General features: G+C 54.9%; 20 protein-coding genes. 8 read left to right on the top strand and 12 right to left on the bottom strand.

Going from position 1 to position 26,073, the window contains the following annotated elements; all coding sequences use genetic code 11:
* Nucleotides 1-2 precede the first annotated feature (2 nt).
* The 6 genes from iolD to AUP42_RS20720 all read right to left on the bottom strand — a co-directional run bounded on the left by iolD (nucleotide 3) and on the right by AUP42_RS20720 (nucleotide 7,656).
* Nucleotides 3-1,832 (bottom strand): 3D-(3,5/4)-trihydroxycyclohexane-1,2-dione acylhydrolase (decyclizing), encoded by a 1,830-nt coding sequence (gene iolD, locus AUP42_RS20745; protein WP_062953505.1) that lies wholly within the window; start codon nucleotides 1,830-1,832, stop codon nucleotides 3-5.
* Nucleotides 1,829-3,742: a bifunctional 5-dehydro-2-deoxygluconokinase/5-dehydro-2-deoxyphosphogluconate aldolase gene (locus AUP42_RS20740; RefSeq protein WP_062953504.1), complete on the bottom strand. Its 1,914-nt coding sequence runs from the start codon at nucleotides 3,740-3,742 to the stop codon at nucleotides 1,829-1,831. Before AUP42_RS20740 ends, iolD begins: the two co-directional genes overlap by 4 nt.
* Nucleotides 3,742-4,521 (bottom strand): ATP-binding cassette domain-containing protein, encoded by a 780-nt coding sequence (locus AUP42_RS20735; RefSeq protein WP_062953503.1) that lies wholly within the window; start codon nucleotides 4,519-4,521, stop codon nucleotides 3,742-3,744. The genes AUP42_RS20740 and AUP42_RS20735 overlap by 1 nt, the downstream gene beginning before the upstream one ends.
* Complete coding sequence (locus AUP42_RS20730) at nucleotides 4,521-5,618, bottom strand: ABC transporter permease (RefSeq protein ID WP_062953502.1); 1,098 nt, start codon at nucleotides 5,616-5,618, stop codon at nucleotides 4,521-4,523. Before AUP42_RS20730 ends, AUP42_RS20735 begins: the two co-directional genes overlap by 1 nt.
* Before the next feature lie 75 nt (nucleotides 5,619-5,693).
* Nucleotides 5,694-6,635 (bottom strand): sugar ABC transporter substrate-binding protein, encoded by a 942-nt coding sequence (locus tag AUP42_RS20725; RefSeq protein ID WP_062953501.1) that lies wholly within the window; start codon nucleotides 6,633-6,635, stop codon nucleotides 5,694-5,696.
* Between the two features lie 196 nt (nucleotides 6,636-6,831).
* Entirely contained in the window at nucleotides 6,832-7,656 is an 825-nt protein-coding gene (locus AUP42_RS20720) for a MurR/RpiR family transcriptional regulator (protein ID WP_062953500.1), read from the bottom strand.
* Between the two features lie 109 nt (nucleotides 7,657-7,765).
* On the opposite strand from AUP42_RS20720, the gene AUP42_RS20715 reads away from it, so the two are divergent.
* On the top strand, nucleotides 7,766-8,893 hold the full coding sequence (locus AUP42_RS20715; RefSeq protein ID WP_062953499.1) for a Gfo/Idh/MocA family protein: 1,128 nt from the start codon (nucleotides 7,766-7,768) through the stop codon (nucleotides 8,891-8,893).
* Nucleotides 8,894-8,915: 22 nt separating this feature from the next.
* On the opposite strand, the gene AUP42_RS20710 is transcribed toward AUP42_RS20715, so the two are convergent.
* Nucleotides 8,916-9,104 (bottom strand): DUF3008 family protein, encoded by a 189-nt coding sequence (locus tag AUP42_RS20710; RefSeq protein ID WP_062953498.1) that lies wholly within the window; start codon nucleotides 9,102-9,104, stop codon nucleotides 8,916-8,918.
* A gap of 687 nt (nucleotides 9,105-9,791) precedes the next feature.
* Between AUP42_RS20710 and AUP42_RS20700 the strand changes: the two genes are divergently transcribed.
* From AUP42_RS20700 to AUP42_RS20690, 3 genes are all read left to right on the top strand, one after another.
* Nucleotides 9,792-11,066 carry an aromatic ring-hydroxylating oxygenase subunit alpha gene (locus tag AUP42_RS20700; protein WP_062953496.1) on the top strand — a complete coding sequence of 425 codons (1,275 nt, stop codon included), beginning with the start codon at nucleotides 9,792-9,794 and terminating at the stop codon, nucleotides 11,064-11,066.
* Nucleotides 11,063-12,196: a hybrid-cluster NAD(P)-dependent oxidoreductase gene (locus AUP42_RS20695; protein WP_181850037.1), complete on the top strand. Its 1,134-nt coding sequence runs from the start codon at nucleotides 11,063-11,065 to the stop codon at nucleotides 12,194-12,196. The genes AUP42_RS20700 and AUP42_RS20695 overlap by 4 nt, the downstream gene beginning before the upstream one ends.
* A gap of 154 nt (nucleotides 12,197-12,350) precedes the next feature.
* The gene (locus tag AUP42_RS20690) at nucleotides 12,351-13,979 is read left to right on the top strand and encodes a BCCT family transporter (protein WP_037989743.1); all 1,629 of its coding nucleotides are present in this window, start codon (nucleotides 12,351-12,353) and stop codon (nucleotides 13,977-13,979) included.
* A gap of 88 nt (nucleotides 13,980-14,067) precedes the next feature.
* On the opposite strand, the gene AUP42_RS20685 is transcribed toward AUP42_RS20690, so the two are convergent.
* Nucleotides 14,068-15,141 carry a GlxA family transcriptional regulator gene (locus AUP42_RS20685; protein ID WP_062953495.1) on the bottom strand — a complete coding sequence of 358 codons (1,074 nt, stop codon included), beginning with the start codon at nucleotides 15,139-15,141 and terminating at the stop codon, nucleotides 14,068-14,070.
* A gap of 184 nt (nucleotides 15,142-15,325) precedes the next feature.
* On the opposite strand from AUP42_RS20685, the gene AUP42_RS20680 reads away from it, so the two are divergent.
* From AUP42_RS20680 to AUP42_RS20665, 4 genes are all read left to right on the top strand, one after another.
* Nucleotides 15,326-16,075 carry an electron transfer flavoprotein subunit beta/FixA family protein gene (locus tag AUP42_RS20680; protein ID WP_062953494.1) on the top strand — a complete coding sequence of 250 codons (750 nt, stop codon included), beginning with the start codon at nucleotides 15,326-15,328 and terminating at the stop codon, nucleotides 16,073-16,075.
* Between the two features lie 17 nt (nucleotides 16,076-16,092).
* Nucleotides 16,093-17,028, top strand: a complete 936-nt coding sequence (locus AUP42_RS20675) for an electron transfer flavoprotein subunit alpha/FixB family protein (protein WP_062953493.1) — start codon at nucleotides 16,093-16,095, stop codon at nucleotides 17,026-17,028.
* Nucleotides 17,029-17,065: 37 nt separating this feature from the next.
* Nucleotides 17,066-17,923: a formyltetrahydrofolate deformylase gene (gene purU, locus AUP42_RS20670; protein ID WP_007091355.1), complete on the top strand. Its 858-nt coding sequence runs from the start codon at nucleotides 17,066-17,068 to the stop codon at nucleotides 17,921-17,923.
* Between the two features lie 78 nt (nucleotides 17,924-18,001).
* Complete coding sequence (locus AUP42_RS20665) at nucleotides 18,002-20,563, top strand: GcvT family protein (protein WP_062953492.1); 2,562 nt, start codon at nucleotides 18,002-18,004, stop codon at nucleotides 20,561-20,563.
* 85 nt (nucleotides 20,564-20,648) lie between these two features.
* Here AUP42_RS20665 and fdhA read toward each other — a convergent pair whose 3' ends face one another.
* The 4 genes from fdhA to AUP42_RS20645 all read right to left on the bottom strand — a co-directional run bounded on the left by fdhA (nucleotide 20,649) and on the right by AUP42_RS20645 (nucleotide 26,066).
* Entirely contained in the window at nucleotides 20,649-21,839 is a 1,191-nt protein-coding gene (fdhA, locus tag AUP42_RS20660; protein ID WP_062953491.1) for a formaldehyde dehydrogenase, glutathione-independent, read from the bottom strand.
* Nucleotides 21,840-22,134: 295 nt separating this feature from the next.
* Complete coding sequence (locus AUP42_RS20655; protein ID WP_062953490.1) at nucleotides 22,135-22,947, bottom strand: hypothetical protein; 813 nt, start codon at nucleotides 22,945-22,947, stop codon at nucleotides 22,135-22,137.
* A 658-nt stretch (nucleotides 22,948-23,605) separates the two neighbouring features.
* Nucleotides 23,606-24,880, bottom strand: coding sequence for a hypothetical protein (locus tag AUP42_RS20650; RefSeq protein ID WP_062953489.1), 1,275 nt, complete (start codon nucleotides 24,878-24,880; stop codon nucleotides 23,606-23,608).
* Nucleotides 24,881-25,127: 247 nt separating this feature from the next.
* On the bottom strand, nucleotides 25,128-26,066 hold the full coding sequence (locus AUP42_RS20645) for an alpha/beta fold hydrolase (RefSeq protein ID WP_062953488.1): 939 nt from the start codon (nucleotides 26,064-26,066) through the stop codon (nucleotides 25,128-25,130).
* Nucleotides 26,067-26,073: the final 7 nt, after the last annotated feature.

Genomic DNA, 26,073 nt, shown 5'->3' with positions numbered 1-26,073 from the left:
TCTCAATCTCCGGGGCGCTGTTGTTTAAGCGCAGCTTCGTAATTTTTGCGTGCTTCGTTGACCGTTGGCCGAACCGAAACTTCCGGCACGGCAACATCCCACCAATGGCCACCGGCATCGGTGCTTGGTAGGGGATCGGTATCAATGACAATGGCATAAGATCTGTCGGCCTTGTGCGCGCGTTCCATCGCCGCTTCCAGTTCGCTGATCGACGATACTTTTTCGGCAATCGCCCCCATCGATCCGGCATGGGCGGTGAAATCAATCGCGGACGGCACCACATGGCGCGCGGTATCCAGAAGATTGTTGAAACTTTCCCCACCCGTCGCCATTTGCAACCGGTTGATACAGCCATAACCACGGTTATCAAGGATCACGGTGATGATCTTGTGGCCCAGCATCACACTGGTCGCCAGTTCGGAATTCATCATCATGTATGACCCGTCACCGACCATCACGACGACCTCGCGGTCGGGCTGTGCCATCTTGACCCCAAGCCCGCCGGCAATTTCATATCCCATGCAGGAAAAGCCGTATTCAACGTGATAACCGTTGGGTTTTGCCGCCTTCCAAAGCTTGTGCAACTCGCCGGGCAGACCACCCGCCGCACAGACGACAATCGCATCGTCATCGACACTTCGCTGAACCGCACCAATCACCTGTGCATCGGTCGGGAGGGCATTGCCCGTCGGCGTTGCCGTTACCTTGTCCACCGCCGCAATCCAGTCGGATTTAAGCCCGGCATCAATCGCCGGTGCCCGGTAATCGCCCAACATCCCGCCGATTTCGGCCAACGTCACCCTGGCATCACCCGTTACCGCAATCGCATTGTGTTTGGCCGCGTCATAGGACGCGACATTGATCGACAGGATGCGCCGCTCCGGATGCTTGAACAGCGCCCAGCTTCCGGTGGTGAAATCCTGCAATCGTGTGCCGACCGCGATGATCAGATCGGATTTTTCGGCAATCGCGTTGGCACTACTGGCCCCCGTGACACCAATGGAACCAAGGTTAAGCTCATCATCCCACGGCATGGCGGATTTACCCGCCTGCGTTTCCCCGACCGGGATATTGTGACGATGGGCGAACTCGGCCAAGGCACCACACGCCCCGGCATAATGCACCCCGCCACCGGCAATGATCATCGGTTGCTTGGCCGCCTTGATCGCCGCCACCGCCGCGTCAAGCTGATCCAGGTCGGCACGCGGACGCCGGGTTTTCCAGATTTTGGTATCAAAGAAACTTTCGGGCCAATCAAACGCCTCGGCCTGCACATCCTGACAGAATGCCAATGTCACCGGCCCGCAATCGGCCGGATCGGTCAGGGTCGCCATCGCACGCGGCAGGGCGGTCAAAAGCTGCTCGGCGCGCATGATGCGATCAAAATAACGGCTGACCGGCTTGAAACAATCATTGGCCGAAATCGTGCCATCGCCGAAATCCTCGACCTGCTGCAACACCGGATCAGGTGCGCGATTGGCAAACACGTCACCGGGCACAAACAGAACCGGCAGGCGATTGACATGCGCCAAGGCCGCGGCGGTCACCATATTGGTAGCACCCGGCCCGATCGATGTCGTGACCGTCATGGCACGCTTGCGGTTCGATGCCTTGGCATATGCAATGGCGGCATGGGCCATGCCCTGCTCGTTATGGCCGCGCCATGTCGGGAAATCATCACCTATGCCATGCAATGCCTCGCCAATCCCGGCGACATTACCATGACCGAAAATCGCCCAGCACCCGCCGAAAAACGGTACACCGTCTTCGTTCTGCTGTTTGCTCAGATACCGCACCATCGCTTGGGCGGCGGTTAGTCGAACGGTTTTCATGCCGCTCCTCCCGATTTTTTGCGTGCCGCGTCCCATGTGGTGCAAAGCGCGCGATATTTTTCCGCCATCTGTGCAACGGCTGTTTGATCGTCAATGTTACCCGCAAGCCAGTCGCGCGCAACCCCGGCAAAGATCGTCCGCCCGACGGCAAATCCCTTGACCATGTCATGCTTGGCGGCAACTTCGAAACTTGCCACCAGTTCGGCTTCGGGCGCTTCAAGGCCCAGAACGACGATGCCCCGGCAATACGGATCATGGCGCGAAATCATGTCACAGGCATGACGCCATGCCGCGTCCGATTTCATCGGCTCCAGCTTCCACCAATCGGGATACACCCCGATTTCATAGAACCGCTGGATGATCTTTGCCGTCGTCTGATCATCACAGGCCGCAACCTTGGACGGGATGATTTCCAGAAGGAATTCAAGCCTGTTGGCCCGTGCCCCATCTGCCAGACGTTTGATGGTTTCTTCCTGATCGGCCTTCATCGCCGCGTCGTCATCGGGGTGATAGAAACACAGCACCTTGACCACATGCTCGACCGGCCATTCGGCAAGCTTGCTGCCAATATCCGGGCCGATTTCCAACCGTAACGGACGCGATCCCGGCAATTCAACCGGCCGCCCGATCCAAAGCCGGGTACCGGCTGCGGCATAAAGCGCATCACGGCCAAGGCGCGGTTCGCACAGGATGCCATAACCCGATTTGTCGCCCGCTACATCGCGCACCGAACGCAGGCAAAGCTCCTTGAACGGCCCGATCCGGTCGCGCGAAACGCCAACCTCATCGGCCAGGTCTTCAAGCTGCATCCGGTGATCAAATGCAAAAACCCGCATTTCCGGCCAGTCACCAATCCGGTTCGTCGACCAATGGATCTGCTCCAGCTCCGCATCATGACGCAATGCCGGGGTTTTGATCCCCCGCTTGAAAAAGAACTGCAATTCTTCCCAGCTTGGATAGGCCGGCGTGCAGCCATGCCGCGATACGGCAAATGCCCCGCACGCATTGGCATATTTAAGCGACGTTTCCCAATCCTGATCCGTCAGCCAGCCCTTGAGCAGCCCCGACATGAACCCGTCGCCAGCGCCCAGAACGTTAAACACCTCAACCGGGAAACCGGGGCCTGAAATACCGTCATCAAGCTTCGCGCCAATCTTGCCGGTAAAGGCAACTGCCCCCATTGGCCCGCGTTTGCACACCAGCGTCGCATGCGACGTAACCCGCACATTTTCAAGCGCCTCAAGCGTATCGGTCGTGCCACCGGCAATGTGAAATTCTTCCTCGGTTCCGACAATCAGATCAAACAGATGCAGGGTTGATTGCAGTTCCTTGGTCACCTTGTCCGATGCAATGAACCGGTTTTCACCATCGCCATGCCCCGACAATCCCCAAAGATTGGGCCGGTAATCGATATCAAGTGCGGTTTTTGCCCCGTTTTCCCGCGCCAGTTTCAATGCCTTCAAAACCGCTGCCCGCGTACGCGGATGCGATAAATGCGTCCCTGTCACCGTAACGCACCGCGCATCGGCGATGAATTCGGGATCAATATCATCCTCGCACAGCGCCATATCGGCACAGTTCTCGCGATAGAAAATCAACGGAAACTGTTCCTGATCGCGCACACCCAAAAGGACAAGGGCCGTCAGGCGTTCGGGATCGGTAATCACCCCGCGCACATCCACCCCTTCGGCCACAAGCTGTTCACGGATAAAACGGCCCATATGCTCGTCCCCGACCCGCGTGATCAGGGCCGATTTCAGGCCAAGCCGCGCGGTACCGCACGCCATATTGGTGGGCGATCCGCCGATATATTTGCTAAAGGATGCCATATCCTCAAGTCGGCCGCCGATCTGCGCGCCATAAAGATCGACCGATGATCTTCCGATGGTAATGACATCAAGCTTTTTCATCAGATCGTCCCCCCAAGCGATCCTTCAAGCTCGGCCAGTTCCTGACCGCCCGCCATCAGATCCTGCAATTCTTCGGGTTTGATTTCGCCCCGCTTTGCCGTGCCATGCGTCTGCCCGCGGTTCAAAACCGTGAAACGGTCGCCTACCGCCATCGCATGGCGCACGTTATGGGTAATGAAAATCACCCCGATGCCCGATTTGCGCACACGGTCGATGGTCGCAAGGACATTGGACGTCTGCCGCACGCCAAGGGCCGATGTCGGTTCATCAAGAATAAGGACCTTGGCCCCGAAATAAACCGCACGCGCAATCGCCACCGTCTGCCGCTCGCCCCCCGAAAGGGTGCCAACCGCCTGTTCGGGTTCACGCAGATTGATGCCCATACGGGCCATTTCGTTCAGCGTGACGGAATTGGCATGATCGAAATCGATCCATTTGAACGGGCCGAAACTTTTGCGCGGTTCACGCCCCATCCAGAAATTGCGCGTCACCGACATCAACGGGATCATCGCCAGATCCTGATAAACCGTGGCTATACCGTTTTCCATGGCATCACGCGGGCTATCAAATGTGATTTCCTTGCCGCTGACCTTCATCGTGCCCTTGGTCGGTTTATGGACCCCCGACATGGTTTTGATAAAGGTCGATTTGCCCGCACCATTATCGCCCAGAAGACAATGACATTCGCCTTCCATCACATCGAAAGACACCCCGCCCAGCGCGATCACCGGACCAAAATGCTTTTCGATATTGTTCATTTCAATCAATGGCGTGCTCATCACCGTTCTCCCGTGATCATGCGGCGGATATAGGTGTTCATGATGACGGCAAGGATCAGGATACCGCCCAGGAACACACGGAACAGCGAACTTTCAGCCCCGGCAAAAAACAGCCCCTGCTGAACCACACCGAAAATCAGCGCGCCAAGTGCCGCCCCGATGACCGAACCATATCCCCCGGTCAGAAGCGCGCCACCGATCACCACACAGATGATCGCTTCAAACTCTTTCAAAAGCCCGCGGTCTGCCGCGGCCGAACCGAATTCCATCACCTGACAGGTGGCGAAAACCGTGGCACAGAACGCGGTAAACATGAACATCAGGATTTTGACCCGATTAACCGGAACGCCGACATAGCGTGCTGCCTGTGCATCCCCGCCGGATGCGAAAATCCAGTTCCCGAAACGGGTTTTGGTCAAAAGCCAGTGCCCGAAAATCACCAGGGCCAGCGCCCAGACCACCAGCATCGGCAGGCCTTCAACAACCGGCTGACCGGCACGCGAACCACGCGTAAAGGTATCAAGCAGCCCCAGATCGGCAAACCACTGGAACAGATCCTTGAAAATCACCCCGCCAAACAGAAACGCCAGCGGATCACCTTCGGCGGCTTCCTTGACACCACCAATAATCGTCTGGCGCGTGGTCAGGATGGATAACCAGATGGTCAGACCGCGCAGGATATAAAGAAACGCCAGCGTGACGATAAAGCTCGGCAGTCCGGTCTTGATCACAAGGAACCCGTTTAGCGCACCAAGGGCGACACAAACGACAAAGGCCGCAATGATCGACAGCCACACCGGCCATCCCATATGCACCGACAGAATGGCAATCACCACCCCGGCAAAGCCGATCATCGATCCGACCGACAGATCAAATTCGCCGGCAATCATCAAAAGACACGCGCCAACGGCGATAATGGCAAACTGCGCAGAAACCACGCCCCAGTTCTGCACCCCCTCGGGCGAGAACATGCCGCTATCGCCCGCGATCATGAAGAAGAAAACAAAGACCAGGATCGTGCCGCAAATAGCACCCAGTTCCGGCCGGATCATGGCACGTCGAAGGGTTGAGACTTGCTTGAGCCGCTCGTCCGTCATGACATCACTCTTTTATCTGGCAGGTGAGTTTTGCCAGGGGGCGGCACGCTGCCAGCCCCCTGACGGGAGGAATGCTTAACGGAATTCGCCAGCGTATTTTTCAACAAGCGCGATATTGTCCTTGGTGATGAAACCGGGACCGGAATTGATGTTGCCAGACGGTAGAACACCATATCGTGCATAGTTGGTCAGGATAACGACCGGCAGATACCCCTGAAGGTAAGGCTGCTGATCGATGGCAAAGTTGATTTCGTCCTTTTTGATCGCATCGGCAATTTCGCTTGAAAGATCGAACGTGCCAAACATGATCTGACCGGCAAGACCGGCATCACGAACAGCAGCCAGGGTCGGGTGGGCCGAATTCGGACCAAGGGTCAGGATCGCATCCACATCCGGGTTGGAATTAAGATACGCCGCAACCTTGTTCTTTACTTCCGACGGGTCCATGCCGCTATCGATCATCTGGCTGCCAAGTTCGACACCCAGCGCATCGGCAAAGCCACGGCAACGTTCAACCGATGCCGGGTTGGTGATATAATGGTTCACACAGACAAATGATTTTGCACCGGCCGCAGCGGCCCGTTTGCCCGCCCCGAAACCGGCATCATATTCCGGCTGACCGACATGCATCAGCGCGCCAAGCTCGGCCGACTGTTCAACCGTACCCGAATTGATGGTGATCACCGGAATACCACGATCAACCGCATCCATGATCGGGCCTTTAAGCACGTTGAAATCGGCGATGGTAACGATAATGCCGTCCGGGTTGGTGGCGGCTGCCTGTTCAACGATACGGGCCATATCGGCCAGATCGCCGGTCGGCGGGTTACGGTAATCAACCGTGACTTCCATCTGGTCGCCTGCGACCTTGATGGCATTCTTGATGGTGTTCCACCAGCTGTCCGAGTCCGGTGCATGGCTGATCAGAACGAATTTTTCGTCTTCTGCCGAAGCAGTCCCGGTCAATCCGGCAAAGGCAATGGCAGCGGCCGCAATTGCGGTCAAAGTCTTCTTCATCGTTAGCCTCCCTAGTGGCTTTGAAACGGGGTCGCATGTTGCGCCCCGATGCGTCGACTGAATGTTCAGTGAACGGTCCGGCCTGTGATTTCTTAAGGCGTCACTTTTTACCGGGCCTCGCTTGCGGGCGTTAGGAACCCCAAATGCGATGAATGGAATTTTTATTCCATTTTTATTTTGATGCAACAAATTTTTTCTATTGCGCAGCCTGATCGCGCTTCGCCCCGATCGCCACCGCCAATGAAATCGCCAGAGAAAGCGTGGCCGACAGCGCCCTGAAGGCCCCGACATCGACCTCGGACACAGCAAGTGTCAGGGCATCAATCCGCCGAAGCGGGCTGGTCATCGTATCGGTAATCGCCACCACCGGGTTGCCGAGTCCCCGTGCATAGGCCGCCAGATCGATGGTTTCCTGCGAGTAGGGCGCAAAGGTAATGGCAATCATGACATCGCCCTTGCGAATGGCATGACGCGGGTTAAGCTTCCCCACCCCGTCATGCAAAACCGCCGGAATGTCCATCTTTTCAAACGCATAGGATAAATAACTCGCGACCGGGAATGCCCGCCTGAACCCGACAATATGGATCATCGGGGCTGCGGCCAGCACATCAACCGCCTCTTCAAGCGATCCTGCGTCGATTGATGATGCCAGATTTTCCAATGACAGCCGCCCGGCCTCGACAAACTCGGCCAAAAGCGCGCTGGGGCTATCGGCCCCGCTTGCCCGCAGATTTTCCAATCGCGTCGCGTAATCGGGCCATTTCTGGGCATATGTTTCGCGAAACATCTTCTGCATTTCGGAAAAACCCGAAAAGCCCAGCAACTGGCAAAACCGCATGAAGGCCGATGGTTGCACCCCTGCCCCGGCGGAAAGTTCCGCCACGGTTGAAACCGCAATACGGTCCGTATTCTGGGCAACGAATTCGGCGCATTGCCTCAATCTTTTGGGCATTGCCTCCGATATTTCAGCCAGCCGATGATTGAATTCCTCAAGCGAGACCGGCGCGGTTTGGTCCGTCATGGCGTACGGGTTTCCTATTTTTGTTTTTGCTTGACGCTGGATGTATTCCATGATCATCCATTTTATAGAATAAAAATTCTATTTTGATATCGGCAGGGAGTCCAGCGAAATGGCATCAATCGGAATTGGCCTGATCGGCACCGGTTTCATGGGCAAGGCGCATGCACTTGCATTTGGCGCGGTGCGCGCCGTGATGGGCGATGTCCCCGATGTCCGGCTTGAATTGCTGTGCGACACCCCGGCGGACAAGGCCCAGACCATGGCCGATCAGTTCGGCTTTGCCCGTGCGACTGACGACTGGAAGGCGCTGATTGCCGATCCCGCGGTCGATATCGTGTCGATCACCACCCCAAATATGCTGCATTTTGACATGGCACTGGCCGCAATTGCGGCGGGCAAGCATGTCTATTGCGAAAAGCCGCTTGCCCTGACACTCGATCAGGCGCGCACGATGCGCGATGCGGCACGCAAGGCCGGGGTCAAAACCATGGTCGGCTATAATTACATCAAAAACCCCGCCTTTACCCATGCCTGCAAACTGGTGCGTGAAGGCGCGATTGGCGACATCGTGCATTTTCGCGGCTGGGTGGACGAGGATTATCAAGCCAATCCCGAACTGCCCTGGACCTGGCGCAGCACGATTGCCGATGCCGGATTGGGGGCCTTGGGGGATATGGGATGCCATCTGGTGTCAATGACCTATGGTCTTGTCGGCCCGATCGACAGCCTGATTGCCGATATGCAGACCGTTCACGATACACGCCCGCTGGCAGATGGATCAGGCCGGGCAAAGGTCGAAAACGAGGACACGGCAACCGCCCTTGTCCGCTTTGCCAGCGGTGTTCAGGGCAGCATTTCAACATCGCGTTCGGCATGGGGCCGCAAAAGCCGGCTGGCGTGGGAAGTTCACGGCACCAAGGGCATGCTGTGCTTTGATCAGGAACGCATGAACGAATTGCAGCTTTACCGCAACGAAGGCCCGGCAGCAAAACAGGGCTTCACCACCATCCTGACCGGCCCGGAACATCCGCCTTATGGCAATTTCTGCCCCGCACCGGGTCATCAGCTCGGCTTTAACGACCTCAAAGTTATCGAAGCCGCGGCCCTCCTGCGCGCCATCCGCGACAATCACGCCGCCTATCCGGGCTTTGACGATGCGTTTGAATTCGAAAAAGTCATCCACACGGTTGCCCTCTCGGCCCGCGAGGAACGGCGCGTAAAAATCGACGACCTTTAACGCACGGCATTATCGGAAGGGCTCAGGAATCCGACTTATGTTCGGGCTTGCCCTTCCGCTTGCCCGATGCCAGCTCTTCAAGCTCCGCTTCGGACATGGTTTCTTCCATCTCTTTCGCAGCACCTTTAAGCTCGCTTTTCTTCTTCTCGCCCCGTTTGACCGAAAGCGCCAAACCGGCCGCCATCTGCTGTGCTTTGGATTTCGCAGGCATTGTCTCGTCCCTGTTTTGGATGTTTGCCCTACTTGCCAAACACCAGAATGGGCGGGAAGTTCCGAAATACGATAAAATCGCCGCCACAAAGGCAGGGTTTTCTGATTTTGGCTGCATGGATGTGAAGCCAACTCCGTCTTTCATCCTCTGGTATGATCAAATATCCACGAAGCAAGTTTGGAACGACTTCCCGACCGGAATCCCGATGTTACAGTCCTGCGTCGCAATTTTACTGTGTGATTGCCTCAAGGTTCCTGCCAACTGCCTTCCAATTCGCAATAGATTTTGAAATCTTTTTAATCGCTCGTTGTCGATCAAGGGCGAATGAAGAGCAGGTTACCTGCCGCATGAAAAGAGGGAGACTTTGGGTGCAATTGATAGCCCGTGCCATGCACGAGACTGGCAACCCTCATGCAGGGACCTGTCTTGCCCGTATCACCCGCCCTGTAATGGACAGTGCGGGTTATGCCGGGATGTGCCGACGGGACCGAATGCCATGCGATTTTCTTTCCTCCGGCTGCTTCCGTGACCAAAGCCCGAAACCGGCCGGCAATCGCGCAAGAAGCCCGATGAAAGTCGCAGCATCTTGTTTCCTTGCACCCGACAGAGGTCCATCATCCTATAATTCCGCAAGGACCGACAAAGTCCTCTCTTCGTGGTACCGCTTAGACGCCGAGGTATCTGATCATGCGCTTTTCTTCTGACATACAAGATCTCGTGTCGCGCCGCGAAAAAGGCAAAAGCCTCGAAGCGCCATTTTATAACGCCCCGGAAATCCTCAAGCTTGATGTCGAGGCGATCTTCAATCAGCACTGGATTTTCGTTGCGGTCGAACCGGAACTGCCCGAACCCGGTGATTGCATCACGGTCGAGGTGGGTCGCGCATCCATCCTGCTTCTGCGCGGCGACGATATGGAAATCCGCGCCTTTCACAATGTGTGCCGCCACCGCGGGGCAAAGCTGATCGACGAACGGGCCACCACCATCGGCAATATTGTCTGTCGCTATCACGGCTGGACCTATAACGAAGACGGTGACCTGATTCTGGCTGAACATATGGGCGCTGGCTTCGATAAAAGCTGCCACGGGCTAAAGGCCGTCCATATCCGTTCCATCGCCGGACTGATTTTCATCTGCCTTGCCGATGAAGCGCCCAAAGATATCGATGAAATGGCCCGCGTGATGACGCCCTATATCGCGCCGCACGACATCGCCAATTGCAAGGTTGCCTTCACCTCCGACCTGATCGAGGAAGGCAACTGGAAGCTGACGATGGAAAACAACCGCGAATGCTATCACTGCGAAGCCAACCATCCGCAATTGACCGTACCGCTTTCCGAATTCGGTTTTGGCTTCTCCCCTGATGAAATGGACGAACGCCGGTCCGAAGACGTCAAGAAATATACCAACGCGGTTGAAAACGACCATAAACGCTGGGAATCCTGTGGCCTGCCATCCGCAGAAGAAGATCACCTTTCCGATGTCACCGGCTTCCGCACCATGCGCCTGCCCCTGATGTGGGAAGGAGAATCCCAGACGCTCGATACCAAGGTCGCCTCCAAAAAGCTGCTTGGCAAATTCACCGATCCGAAGCTTGGCGGGCTCAGCTTTTGGACGCATCCGAATTCATGGCACCATTTCATGAGTGACCATATCGTCACCTTCTCGGTCCTGCCGCTGTCAGCCGACCGCACGCTGGTGCGCACAACCTGGCTGGTCCACAAGGATGCCATCGAAGGCGAAGATTACAATCTCGATAACCTGACCCAGGTCTGGAAAATGACCAACCAGCAGGACGCCGATCTGGTCCGTCTTGCCCAGCTTGGCAGTGAACAGCCATCCTACGAACCCGGCCCCTATTCAAGCTTTACCGAACCGCATGTCGAAGCCTTCTGTGACTGGTATATCGCACGGATGAAACAGCATCTGGCCAAAGACAAATCCGGGGCGGCCACCAAATGATGACGCAGACCAATCCACCGGCCACCGGCCAAGCCGCCCCGTCCGGCGACGACGAAAACTTTACCGAGGCCACCCGCATCCCGCTTTGGGACCCGGAACAGGATGACGTTCTGGTCTGTCGGCAGGTGCGGCAGGAAACCCATGACGTAAAGACATTCGTCTTTTCGGCCCGCGAACCGCGCGCGTTTCGCTTCTATCCGGGCCAGTACATGACGTTTGAACTGCCCGTCGAAGGCATGGTCACGCGCAGTTACACGATTTCGGGATCGGCCGCCCGCCCCTACCGGATCGAAATCACGGTCAAACGCGTACCGGGCGGCCCCGGTTCGAACTGGCTGCATGATTATATGCTGCCGGGCAAGGAGGTGAATGTTTCCGGCCCGTTCGGTGAATTCACCACCGACGCCACCGGCGAGGAAAAGCTTCTGTTCATTTCCGCTGGCAGCGGTATCACCCCGATGATGTCGATGACCCGCACCGCCTGCGATCTGTCCGAACCGTCGGACCTGTGTTTCATCCACGCCGCACGCACACCGGCCGACATCATTTTCCGCGATGAACTCTCGCTTCTCGCGGCCCAGAACCCGGGCCTGAAACTTGCCTTCACCTGCAGTACGGCCGCCGCCCATCATAGCTGGAGCGGCTATACCGGCCGCTTCAACATTCAGATGCTGTCGCTCATGCTGCCCGATTTCAAGGACCGCAAGGTGTTCTGCTGCGGTCCTGCCCCCTTCATGGAAGGTGTCCGCAACATGCTGCGCGATACCGGTTTCGACATGGAGAAATATTACGAGGAAAGCTTCGACTTCGGTGCGGAAACCGCCGGAACCTTTGAAGAGCCTGTCGCGGCCCCGGAAATAAGCGGCCAGACTTTCCGGGTGAGCTTCACCAAAACCGGCCATGTTGTCGAATGTGGTCCGGGCATGACGGTGCTGTCAGCAGCCCGCGAGGCGGGGATATTGCCAATGTCCTCCTGCCAGCGCGGCATCTGTGGCACCTGCAAGTCAAAACTGATTTCCGGTGAAGTCGATATGCAACACGGTGGCGGCATCCGCCAGCGCGAAATAGATCAGGGAAAAGTCCTGATTTGTTGTTCGACACCTTTGTCGGACATCGAGGTCGAACTCTAAGACCTCTGCCTTACGCCCCGCACGTTAAGACAGTTCTGAACGAGCTCGCCTTTTGGCGTGCGTGGCACCTTTGATTCAAAATCACAAGAAGGGTCCAGCAAAAGGATCTCTCCTGACGGAATTTTTTCGCAGGTTCATAACAGGAGAATGCTTCATGAGTGACGTAAAAACAGCGGCGGAAGAAACGCCGCCAGAAGGCCAGATCGATACAGACTACAATATTGGTCAGGACAATATCGAAGGCAAACTGGGCCCCATCGGGTTCGATATCCATAACCCCGTCTTTGCCGTCTCCGCCCTGACCGTTATCGCGTTCGTTGCCTACACACTGCTGATGCCAGATCAGGCGAACTCTGTTTTCAGCCTGCTGTTCTCCGAAGTCACACAGGGCTTCGACTGGTTCTTCATCGGTGCGGCCGACATTTTCGTAATCCTCTGCCTTGTCGTCGTCGTCAGCCCCTATGGCAAGGTCCGGCTTGGCGGACGGGACGCAACACCTGATTTCAGCTATCTAAGCTGGTTCTCCATGCTGTTTGCGGCTGGCATGGGTATCGGGCTTATGTTCTATGGGGTCTCGGAACCGCTAAGCCATTTCTCGTCTTCTCTGGGCGGGACTGCCGTGGGGGCCGATGGCATTCGGACCGACTGGGCACCCCTTGGTGCGGCGGCCACGCAGGAAGAAGCCATTCGTCTGGGTATGGCCGCCTCGATCTTCCACTGGGCCCTTCACCCTTGGGCGATTTATGCCATCGTGGCACTCAGCCTTGCCCTGTTTAGCTATAACAAGGGTCTGCCGCTGACCATCCGTTCCGCCTTCTATCCGATCTTCGGTGAACGCGTCTGGGGATGGCCGGGGCATATCATTGATATTCTTGCTGTTTTTGCGACCCTTTTCGGTCTTGCCACCTCGCTTGGTCTTGGTGCGGTTCAGGCAAACTCCGGCTTTAACAAGCTGTTCGGAATGCCCATCGACACCACCTGGCAGGTGATCCTGATTGTCGGCATCACTTCCATCGCCCTGTTCTCGGTCGTTCGCGGCCTGGAAGCCGGGGTGAAGCTGCTGTCCGAAATCAATATGGGGATCGCCTTCCTGCTGTTCCTGTTCGTGCTTGTCGCGGGGCCGACCCTGCTTCTGGTGACCGATGTCTTTGACTTCCTGGGTGCGTATCTTCAATACCTTCCGGCACTTTCAAGCCCGGTCGGACGTGACGATGTCAACTTCATGCAGGGCTGGACCTCGTTCTACTGGGCATGGTGGATTTCCTGGTCACCGTTTGTCGGCATGTTCATCGCCCGTGTCAGCCGTGGCCGTACCGTGCGTGAATTCATCATCAGCGTCCTGCTGATCCCGTCACTGGTCTGCGTCCTGTGGATGTCGATCTTTGGCGGCTCCGCCATCAGCCAGGTCGTTCGTGACGGCTATACCGCCGTTCAGGAAGCCGACCTTCCGGTGCAGCTCTTCACCATGCTTGATGCACTGCCGCTGGCATCAATCACGTCCTTCATCGGGATCGTGCTTGTGATTGTTTTCTTTGTCACGTCCTCGGATTCCGGGTCGCTGGTCATTGATACGATTGCAGCCGGTGGCAAGGTCGATGCCCCGATGCCGCAACGCGTCTTCTGGTGCGTGTTCGAAGGTCTGGTCGCAATCGTCCTGCTGCTCTCGGCGGGCGGTCTGAAATCACTGCAATCGATGGTGATTTCAACAGGATTGCCGTTTACGATTGTTCTGCTTGTGATGTGCGTTGCCATCTGGCGCGGACTTGCCAGCGAACCGCGCTGATCACGGTCTTTGATCACTGAAAAACGCCGCCCGGAGGGATCATCTTCCGGGCGGCGTTTTCATGTTAACTTCAACATGCAGGCGAAAGTTACGCCTCTTCCAGAACCGACACCGCATCAGATACTTGATCGGATACCGGGCGACGCAATTCCTGTGGCGTGCAGCCATAGCGGCGCCGGAACATCCGGCTTAGATGCGAAGAATCACAAAATCCGCAATCCACCGCCACCTGTGCCACCGACTTCTGGCTTTTCTCCATCAGGTGATGGGCCATATCAAGCCGGATATTCAGAAACGCAACTTGCGGCGATGTATCAAGCGACAGCCTGAAATGGCGTTCAATCTGTCGCTTGCTGTTACCCATCCGGCGCGCGATTTCCTGCACCGAAATCGGTGTATCGATATTCTGCTGCATGATCAGCAAAGCCCGCTGCACGATCGGGTCCTGCGTCTTGAGGTCAAGCGGAATACCCGGCTGCGGTTTTTCCGCCTGCAACGCATCATCAATGATCATGATATGCAGGCTTTTGCTGGCCTGTGCGCGCCCGACATGCTTGTCCACCAGATAGGCCGCCAGATGCGCCGAACTGACCCCGCCCGAACAGGTCAGCCGATCCCGGTCGACGACAAAAATCTGATCGGCAACCGGATCAAGCCCTTCGAACTGTTCGATGAAATCGGAATGATGGAACCAGCTAACGCAACAGCGATACCCGTCAAGCAACCCCGCCCGGTGCAACAGGAACGCGCCCGTGCATATCCCGACAAGCGGAATACCGGCCTCCGCCGCCTCGTGCAAAAACTTGTGATAGGCCGATCCCAGATTGGGCGTTTCTTCCATAAGCCCGCCGACCACGACGATATAATTGAACCGCCTTGGGTCGCCCAGCCGTTCCTTGGGCTGAACGATAATGCCGCTGCTTGATGGCACCGGGTCCATGGTGTCGGAAACAACCGTCCAGTTGCACAGGATCGGTCGGCTGCGATCCCCTTCATCCGCCGCCAGCCGCAGCACATCGACAAAATTGGCAAAGGCACACAGCGTAAACCGCTTCGCCAGAATGAACCCGACCGAAAGACGCGGCTTTTCGTGGCCCGATTTGCCCGCACCAGTGACGTTCGCAAGACGCCCCGCTTTAGCGTTCTGAGATCCGGAATACATGGCCCTAGACCCTCCGATTCAGACAAGGTTGCTGTCTTTGTCGTAGCGATAATCCCGCTTTGACGCAAACATTCTATTTTCCGGCGCAAAAATTCACCAAGCTATTTTTCAACAATACCAATAATGCGTTTTTGCGGCGAAAGGATGAAATCCCCAAACCGTGATTTTATCAGGAAGGACGAAGATGAAGGTTCTCGTACCTGTAAAGCGGGTTGTCGATTACAACGTCAAAATCCGCGTCAAGGCAGACGGCACTGGTGTTGATCTTGCCAATGTCAAAATGTCGATGAACCCGTTCGACGAAATTGCCGTCGAGGAAGCCGTGCGCCTGAAAGAAGCCGGCAAGGCCGACGAAGTCGTTGCCGTTTCCATCGGCCCGGCACAGGCGCAGGAAACCCTGCGCACGGCATTGGCCATGGGGGCTGACCGCGCCATCCTGATCACGGTCGATGGCCCCATCGAACCGCTATCTGTCGCAAAACTGCTCAAAGGCGTTGTCACGGCCGAAAATCCAAACCTCGTCATCCTTGGCAAACAGGCGATTGACGATGACGCCAATCAGACCGGTCAGATGCTTTCCGCCCTGCTCGGCTGGTCGCAGGCAACCTTTGCCTCCGAACTTGACCTCGGTGATGCCACCGCCAAGGTCACCCGCGAAGTCGATGGTGGTCTTCAGGCGATCGAAGTCACCCTGCCCGCCATTGTGACTGCCGATCTTCGCCTGAACGAACCGCGCTATGCGTCGCTTCCCAACATCATGAAGGCCAAGAAAAAGCCGCTGGAAACCAGAACGCCCGATGATTTCGGCGTTACCGTTTCCCCGCGTCTGCGCCTGATCAAGGTCGAAGAACCCGCCGGGCGGAAGGCAGGCATCAAGGTCGCTGGCGTGACCGATCTGATCGAAAAGCTCAAATCCGAAGCAGGCGTCATCTAAACCGGGCGGAGATAAAAATGGCCATTCTTCTTTTTGCAGAACACGACAATCAATCCCTGTCCGATCAGACCGCCAAGGCACTCAGCGCCGCATCCCTGATCGGTGGCGATATCGACATTCTGGTCGCCGGAAAAAATGCTTCTTCCGTGGCCGATGCGGCGGCAAAACTTTCAGGCATTCGCAAGGTTCTGCTTGCCGAAGGTGACGCACTTGAAAACCGCCTTGCCGAACCGACCGCCGCCCTGATCGTCAACCTTTCAGGCGATTACGACACCATCCTCGCGCCAGCCACCACCACGGGCAAAAACGTGCTGCCCCGCGTGGCGGCCCTTCTTGACGTCATGCAGGTGTCCGACGTGGTTGAAGTCGTATCACCCGATACCTTCAAACGCCCGATCTATGCCGGCAATGCGATTGAAACCGTACAGACGACCGATGCGACAAAAATCCTCACGATCCGCACGACAAGCTTTGCCGCCGCCAGTGGCGATAATGCCCCGGCCCCGATCCAGACCCTCGACGCCGGATCGGACGCAACCGGTCTTTCGACCTTCCTTGAAAACATCCTGTCGAAAAATGATCGCCCGGAACTCGGTTCCGCGAAAATCATCGTATCAGGCGGCCGCGCCCTTGGTTCCGCCGAAAGGTTCCAGGAAGTCATGACACCGGTTGCCGACAAACTCGGTGCTGCCATCGGCGCATCCCGTGCCGCTGTGGATGCCGGTTATGCATCGAATGATTTGCAGGTCGGCCAGACCGGCAAGGTGGTCGCCCCAGATCTTTACATCGCATGTGGCATTTCGGGCGCCATTCAGCACCTTGCGGGCATGAAGGATTCCAAAATCATCGTTGCGATCAATACCGACGAAGATGCACCGATCTTCCAGGTCGCGGATTATGGCATTGTGGGTGATCTGTTCGACATTCTTCCCGAACTGGAGCGTCAGCTCTGACACGAACGTCACATCCCTTTGAAACGGAGCACATCCAGTGAGCGAACATTCCTATACCCTGCGTATCGCCTGTGACGACCAGCCGGGCATTGTCGCAACCGTCGCCTCTGCCCTGGCATCGCGCGGTGCCAATATCATTGAATCCAACCAGTTCTGGGACCGTCAGACCAACCAGTTCTTTTTGCGCATCGCCACCAGCACACCGGAAAATGTCAGCAAGGCCGAAATCGAACTGATGCTGAACCCGGCGGTTGACCGCTTCAACATGAAGCTCAAGATCGATGATCTCTCCCGCCGTCCCAAGATCATCATCATGGTCTCCAAGTTCGATCACGCGATGCTGCATCTGCTTTATCAGATCAAGGTCGGCTGGCTTGATGCCGAAGTCGCGGCCATCGTCTCGAACCACGAAGATGCGCGCAAAATCGCCGATCAGGAAGGCATTCCCTTCCATTACTGGCCGGTGAACAAGGAAAACAAGATCGAACAGGAAGCCAAACTTGCCGATCTGATCAAGGAAACCAAATCCGAACTGGTTGTCCTTGCCCGTTATATGCAGGTCCTGACCAACGATCTTTCAAGCCAGTTTTATGGCATGATCATCAATATTCACCACTCGTTCCTGCCGTCCTTCAAGGGGGCCAAACCCTATCATCAGGCCTATGAACGCGGCGTGAAACTGATCGGGGCGACCGCGCACTATGTCACGCCGGACCTCGACGAAGGCCCGATCATCGAACAGGAAACCGAACGCGTCAGCCACGCCATGTCAGCCGATGATTTCGTCGCCACCGGGCGCGATATCGAAGCCCGCGTTCTGGCCCGCGGTGTCAAATATCACCTCGAAGGCCGCGTGATGCTCAATAAAAACCGCACCGTAGTCTTCACCCAATAATTCTTCACCCAGTAATACCGCCAAAATTCCGCCGCCGCCGACACATGATAACCATCGCAATAAGAAGGAAACAGAGAAATGGCCGCATTTCCGAACAGGGCAAAAGTCGTTATCGTCGGCGTCGGCGGTATTGTCGGTGCATCGGTATCGCACCATCTGATCGAAAATGGCTGGGACGATATTGTCGGCATCGACAAATCCGGCATCCCAACCGATATCGGCTCGACCGCGCATGCGTCCGATTTCTGCTTTGCGACAAGCCACGATCTGCTGTCCTGCTGGACGACGATGTATTCCATCGATTTCTATGAAAAGATGGGCCATTACGCGCGCATCGGCGGGATCGAGGTTGCGCGCGTCGGCGATGATGCCCGCATGGCCGAACTCAAACGCCGCGTTGATTCCGGCAAGGCGTTTGGCACCAACGTCAAAATCATCAGCGCGTCCGAGGCCAAGGAAAAATTCCCCCTTCTTGAAGAAGATCAGATTCAGGGGGCCATGTGGGACCCGGATGCCGGCCTTGTCATCCCGCGTTCGCAAACCGTCGCCGGAAAGCTGATCGATCAGGGTGTGGCAAGTGACAAGCTCAAAATCTTTGCCAACACCTCCGCCCTTGAACTGATCACGGAAAATGGCCGCATCACGGGGGTTAAAACCGAACGCGGTACGATCCATGCCGATTATGTGGTCGTCTGTGCCGGGCTTTGGGGCCGCCTGATTGCCGAAATGGCCGGCGAAGACCTGCCGGTGATGCCGGTTGACCACCCGCTGACCTTCTTCGGGCCGTATAACGAATTTGCCGGCACCGGTGTTGAAATCGGCATGCCGCTTCTGCGCGATCAGGGGAATTCCGCCTATATGCGCGATACCGGCGATCCCAAAAGCACCGAGGGCGGCCAGATCGAATGGGGCTATTACTACGAAGAAAACCCGCGTCTGGTCCATCCGCGCGAAATCCTTGAAAAGGATCAGGCACGCCTGTCCCCGTCCCAGCGCGATCTTGAACTCGAAGACGTGATCGAACCGCTTGAACGCGCCATGGAACTGACCCCGATCCTGACCGAACTTGGCTTTAACGAAAGCCATTCCTTCAACGGCCTTCTGCAAACCTCGGCCGATGGCGGGCCTTCGATGGGCGAAAGCCAGAAGCTGCGCGGCCTTTGGTATGCGGTCGGCATCTGGATCAAGGACGGGCCCGGCATGGGCAAACTGATTGCCGACTGGATGACCCATGGCCGCACCCATGTTGATCACCATGCGATTGATTTTTCCCGCTTCAATGAATTCCAGCTCGACGAGAAATACATTTACGACCGGTGCTGGGAAACCGCGAAAAAGATCTATAACCCGCCGGTTCACCCGCGCGAGCCTTTTTCAAAAGCCCGTGGCATCCGCCGCTCCCCCTTCTATGAACGCGAAGTCGAACTTGGCGGCTATTTCATGGAACTGGGCGGCTGGGAACGTGCGCACGGTTACGCCGCCAACGAACACCTGCTTGAAAAATACGCCGACCGGGTGCCGGTGCGTGAAAACGAATGGGACACCCGCCATTTCTGGCGCGTTTCCAACGCCGAACAGCTCGCCATGAGTGACGATTGCGGCATCATCAACCTGTCGCACTTCCACATGACCGATATCGAAGGCCCGGATCATGTCGAATTGATGGAATGGCTCTGTGCCGCCAAAGTCGGTGGGGATGCCAATATCGGCAAGGGTATCTATACCCATATGCTTGATGACGAGGGCATGGTTCGTGCCGACTTCACCGTTTTCCGCATGGCGGATCGCTGCCGTCTGGTCAATGGCGCGGATGCCGGTCCGCGTGACCTGATCTATATGCGCCGCATGGCACAGGATAAGGGCTGGGACGTCACCATCACCGACGTCACCGAAAAATTCACCACCATCGGTATCTGGGGCCCGAACGCGCGTGAAAACCTTAAAAAGGTTGTCGCAGCGCCCGATGAACTCGATATCGAAAACTTCCCGTTTGCCGCCATCCGCCAGATCAGCATCGCGGGTAAAACCGTCACCGCATTCCGCATTTCCTATGTCGGCGAGCAGGGGTGGGAACTTCATATGCGTTACGAAGACGGTCTTGCCGTCTGGGATGCGCTGCGCGGGATCGGCGTGATGGCGGTTGGTGTTGAAACCTATGCCAACTCGCGCCGTCTGGAAAAATCACTGCGCCTGCAAAACGCCGACCTTCATACGCAATATAACCTGATCGAAGCCGCCCTTGCCCGGCCAAAAGTCAAAGAGGCCGATTTCCGCGGCAAGGCAAAGCATGTCGAATATCGCGAACGCGATCACCAACCGGCCATGCTCTGCACCCTTGTCATGACCGACAACATTGATGCCAATGGGGTGGCGCGCTACCCGGTCGGCAATCTGCCGGTCATGGACCCGGACACCGGCAAAACCCTGATTGATGAACTGGGCCGTCGCTCCTACACGACCTCCATCGCATTTGGCCCCAGCATCGGCAAAAACATCGCCTTGGCCTATCTGCCGTGGGATTATTGCCAGGAAGGCCGCAAACTGACCGTGTCGTATTTTGACGAGATTTACCCGGTCGAGGTCGTCGGCATCGGCTACAAGCCGCTTTATGACCCGGAAAACCTCAAACCGCGCAGCTAATCATCGGCTCAAGCGCACAAAAAAGAACGGGAGCCACCGCTGGCTCCCGTTTTTCGTTTCAATCAGGTTAGTCCAAGCCTCGCGACTAGCTGGCCTTCGCCAGAACATCGTGCGGATCAAGCACGAATTTCTTGGCCGCCCCCTGATCAAAGCTTTCATAACCCTTCGCCGCATCATCAAGCGAGATCACCTGCGCATTGACGATATCGGCAATCTTCAGGCGGTCATGCAGGATCGCCTGCATCAGTTGACGGTTATATTTGATCACCGGCGTCTGCCCGGTATGGAACGACTGCGCCTTGGCCCAGCCCAATCCGAACCGAAGCGACAGACTGCCCTGCTTGGCCGCATCATCGACCGCACCGGGATCTTCGGTAACGTAAAGCCCCGGAATGCCGATGGAACCGGCAGCCCGCGTGATTTCCATCATCTGGTTAAGGACAATCGCCGGCTGCTCGCCGCCCGTATGCCCGCGGGCTTCAAACCCGACCGCATCAATGGCGCTGTCCACTTCCGGGCTTCCGGTGATCTCGGCAATCATTTCGCCCAGACGATCACTTTGCGACAGATCGACCGCCTCAAAGCCCATCTTCGATGCATGCGCCAGACGTTCCTTGTTGAAATCACCGACCATCACCACGGCAGCCCCCAGGATACGCGCCGATGCGGCGGCGGCCATGCCAACCGGCCCGGCACCGGCCACATACACGATGGACCCGACACCAACACCGGCCTGCACCGCACCGTGGAAACCGGTCGGCAGAATGTCGGACAGCATCGTCAGGTCGCGGATTTTATCCATCGCCTGTTCACGGTCGGGGAATTTCAAAAGGTTGAAATCGGCATAGGGCACCATGACATAACGCGCCTGCCCACCGATCCAGCCACCCATATCGACATAGCCATAGGCACCCCCGGCTCGCGCCGGGTTCACCGTCAGGCACACACCGGTATCCTGCGACTTGCAGCACCGGCACCGCCCGCAGGCAACGTTGAACGGAACCGATACGATATCGCCGATTTCAAGCTGCTCGACGTCGCTTCCCTTCTCGATGATCTCGCCGGTAATTTCATGCCCCAGAACCAGCCCCGGCTCCGCGGTCGTGCGGCCGCGCACCATATGCTGGTCCGATCCGCAAATGTTGGTGCTAATCACTTTCAGAATGACGGCATGGTCAAGCTTCCGGCCATTCGGCGATGCCATCACCGGATCGGCAATGTCACGAACCTCGACCTTGCCGGGCCCGACATACACCACACCTCTGTTGCTGCTCATCTGCTTCCTCCTCCGATTATATGACGCCGGAATTTCTTCCCGGCCTTCCATTCCAATCAGCAGGCTCCTGCCCGGAAAACGGAGGACAAAAACCATCCTATGATTGCAATCACGAAGACTAGCAAAACCCGGAGGATATGGACTGAACGAATACGACGAATGGAGAGTACCATTGCGCATGGGGGAGGTTGTGATGGCGCAGCCCGGACTGACGATTTTGATCAATTTCCCTTACCCTAATCCGAGCACCACATGGCAGGCATCAAGTCAGCGACGAAGATCGACACAGTTGGCGTCAGTCACTTTGATCAAATTCAATCTTAACTGTTTGCTCTGTCATCGCGTAGTGAACAAACTGTTTGCCGAGGTCTGTAAGCTCATATTCTTCAACATCATCAAACGCAGAAACTGCGGGCTTGGGGCCACTTCCTTTTGGCCTTCGTTGAGACCTTTTAGCTATAGAATTACCGTAGTAGTCGGTTTCGCGGTGCTGTCGAATTATACCGCCCGTGCTTAAGTCTCGAATTAATAGCTTAAACAGGTCCGCATCCGCAGAGTCTTCTCGAACATCTCCTTTCCCGATACTTCTCCACATACCGCCACGCGTTATACCAGGCTGATTATAGATCGCTGCAATCACTTGAAAATGCATCAACGAGTATTTTTCCAACCAATCCAAATACATTTTGATTACATCATCACTTGAGATGGAAGTTTGCGCCGCATTTGTCAGAATATTTCGAATGAAAACCCTTTTATCGTTGCTCTCAGCGCCAGACCAATCTCGGAATGCTTTCTTCAATAGCGATTGATACTGCGGACTTTCCACACGTTTGATCACCTCTTCGTCTTGCATATCAAGCCGAGCCATAATCTCGATAATCGTTTCCTCTTTTTCTTTTAACTCGTCATGCAGCATCCTAATCCAATGGTCAAAAAAACGATTTACCTGCTCTTGCTCATGTTCCGACCATGCACCAGCTACCGCCGACACCAACCCACCAACCAAGGGTACCGCTCCGCCAACAGCCTGTAACGCGCCTCTGGCTACTTTTGCTTTCTTGCCCCCACCCTTTGGCATCTCGGGCTTTTCGATGTCGTCAGCCATTTACCTTCCCCACCACACCCCCAGAGGTTGCATTACGCCAGCCAACATTCTGGCAAAAAGGTGAGAAGGCTACAATTACAATCGATGCCCGTGCTTGCCGTTCTGGCTCCTGTAGGTTGAAAAATCGATGGCCATTACTTCACTCAAAACCGGACTTCCCCACCACGACTTAAGCCCGGACACACTTCGGGCGCACGGCCCCACTGGCCCACCATCGACGGGTCACAGATCACTGCTGACCGCTGCTGCCATCGCTGCCGCTCACGGCAGATTTAATGCTCCCCCTCCAACAAGACGCACCTCTCCCGTCATGATAAATGACCGGGTTAGTTCTCTTAGCCCTAAAGCATAATGCCGCCGTAACGGCTCCGCCATCCGCCGCCCCACCCCCGTCTATGTCCGTCTCTTTGCCGCATCATCCTGATCACCTCTTTCATCCGGCCCAAAACACAAAAACCCGCGAGGCTCAAGGCCTTGCGGGTTTTTATCCGGGTGCATTTCTCCCGTTGACTTTTATCTTATGCCATAAACAAAAGAACAAATCAAGAACTTTTTGACGCCGCTTGGAAACATCATTCCTTTTCCGAAGACAGCAACAGCAGGCAGCTTCTTTCAAGTCCTATTATGCAGCCGATAAAAATATATGTATTTGCTCAATTCAATTTGCTTTCAGAACGCCTCCCAAGGACATTCTTCGCATTTCCCACAATACACCAACCAGTGCAAATGAGATAATATAAGGTCCGTGAAAATATCCAGCGCTACGCAAAGCAGACATAATTATAAAACATGCAAGAACCGATATAAAACTATCCCCATGCCTGATAATTATCGCGATATTTTTAAACATAAAATACCCAACGATAATTAATCCCAATATCCCCATCTCTCCAATCATTTTGAATAATACGCAGCTACCATCATCTTTATTTAACGGACCATGTGAAATCTGATCTATTGCTTCCCGTCCAATTGACTGATCGAAATATATACTGAAATTTCCAAGTCCCGACCCGAGTATATCCTTCACCCCGGCCCAGGCCATGTTCATTCCGTTGGCATAAACCAGCGCGGATAAATTAACCCCCCGGTCGATTTCCCCACTAATTATTTGCAGTATTCCCCATATGCGAACAGCAAGCGCCGCAAAAGGACGGAAGTGAAAGACCTGCCAGCCAACAAACAATACAATCAGAAAACCAAAAATCACCAGAAAAGCCAAACCAACCCGCCGCCAGCTATTGATTTTTAAAATCAGCAGGATAAACAGCAAAAGCACACCAACAATCGCCGTTGATGAAATCGCCAATAATACGGATATCCCAGCCAATACACTGGAAGCATTAAGGTGCCGCCCCCGCTCATCCTTAATAAACATCAACGGAACCAGTGAAAAAGCGACGTGAGACCCCTCACCATAAAGGCCAGTAGCCCCAAAATTACCAAATAAATACATTCTGACTGTAGCAAATTCATATAACTGGAAAACACCAGACACTTCCAGAACTTGCAGGCATATCTGTGCAATTAAGAAAACCAGAATAAGTTTTCTTAAAACTTTGAACTCATCACCAAAGCAAAACAAAAGGGAATAAAATACACTATAAAAATACAATACAAAAACGAAACACAGCAACGCCGATCTAAAATCAAACCCGTTTAACAAAGAAAACGCCACTTGATATAAAATAAAAATAATCGAAACCACAAACGGGAACAAAGAAAAATTATTAACAATATAAGGAAGGTAAAACACAAAAGAAATTATAGCTAAAAATACATTCAATCCAACATCATATCTGTCGGGACCAAACTCCAAAGACCAAAGAAATATAATTGATGAAAGAACCAAACCACTCAGGAGTGGATATATATTGTGCAAATATTTATCAATAAAATTATCGATATCATTTCTAATATTATCGTTAAACACCGACGAAATCCTATTGTATAACTACAACCAAAACCCGGAAAATTGCGCTATTCTAAGAAAAATAAAACCCGCAAGCATTTATCTATCATTTTATTACACCAATTCTTAATCAGCAAACCAGATAGCAGCGCGCAAGCGCATATCAACCGTCGGCAGCAACCGACATCAGTCACTTCAAGATATATTCCAGATATCGAAATACAGTTGTCTAATTAAACAGTTCAGGCAACTTCAATTGAACAATTGCTTATGGATTTTCTCTGAAGGGCGCAATACGAATTCTGCCATCAGAAACCTGTGCCTCTAACAGCGAATCAATGATATCGCGATAGTGAGCTGTCCAGTATCCACTCCAGCAGCAGCTATGATCGATACCTGTGATTTCATACGAACTTACTGTCTGCGGAGACAAGGCTTGCAGGCGCAACAACTCACGTCTGGATAATTCGACAGGAATGACATCATCTTCCCCTGCCAGCAAATGCAATTGCGGTGTGGCGGCAATCTTCGGATAAAAACCCGCCGGGTTCAGAGATTGGTCAAGCGGGGATATCTTGTGGAAGTTTGTCCAAGCGCGATGGTCAAGCAGACCGGCAAGAGTAACCACAGCAGCAATATCATTGCGCTTACTGGCGAGCAACATAATAACAGCTCCGCCGCCAGACCCGCCAACAAGGACAACTTTGCTGTGCCCCGTCCGCAAGAGAATCTGATCAATAGCACCACTCATATCATCAATTACGACCTGATTGAAGCGCGCATCCGTCCAAAGAGCGACCTGGCAATTTGCGCCACGATCAACTTTAATAACGTACTGGCACGGGCGGGCCAGATAAGCTGCATTGTAATAGTTGTCCTGCAAAGCAACCGACAGCATGAATGGATCGCGTGGTGTCGGGTCCGGTGATACCCAATTTTTATCGACCCAAGCGAAGCCATCCCCTTCAACATATATCACAATAGGCCTGTCAGATCCGCGCTGTGGCCCCAGGTAAGCCTTGAGAGTAAAATGCGGCGTCTCAATGTAAGTCGGGGTCCAGCGGGCAACTTTCGCCATTTCATCCGCATGAAGGTAAGCACCGGTCGTCATCAAGCTCTGACAAGCAGACAAAAACGACAAAGACAAAAGGGCCAGGCAAATTTGCCTGGCCCCCTGAAGATCACGCTGTAGCATCTTGATCGTCAAAAGATTG

The sequence above is a fragment of the Thalassospira lucentensis genome, from assembly GCF_001613805.1.
Classification (GTDB): Bacteria; Pseudomonadota; Alphaproteobacteria; order Rhodospirillales; family Thalassospiraceae; genus Thalassospira; species Thalassospira lucentensis_A.
Note: the sequence above shows the minus strand (reverse complement) of the source record. Positions and strands in the feature narration are given on the sequence as shown.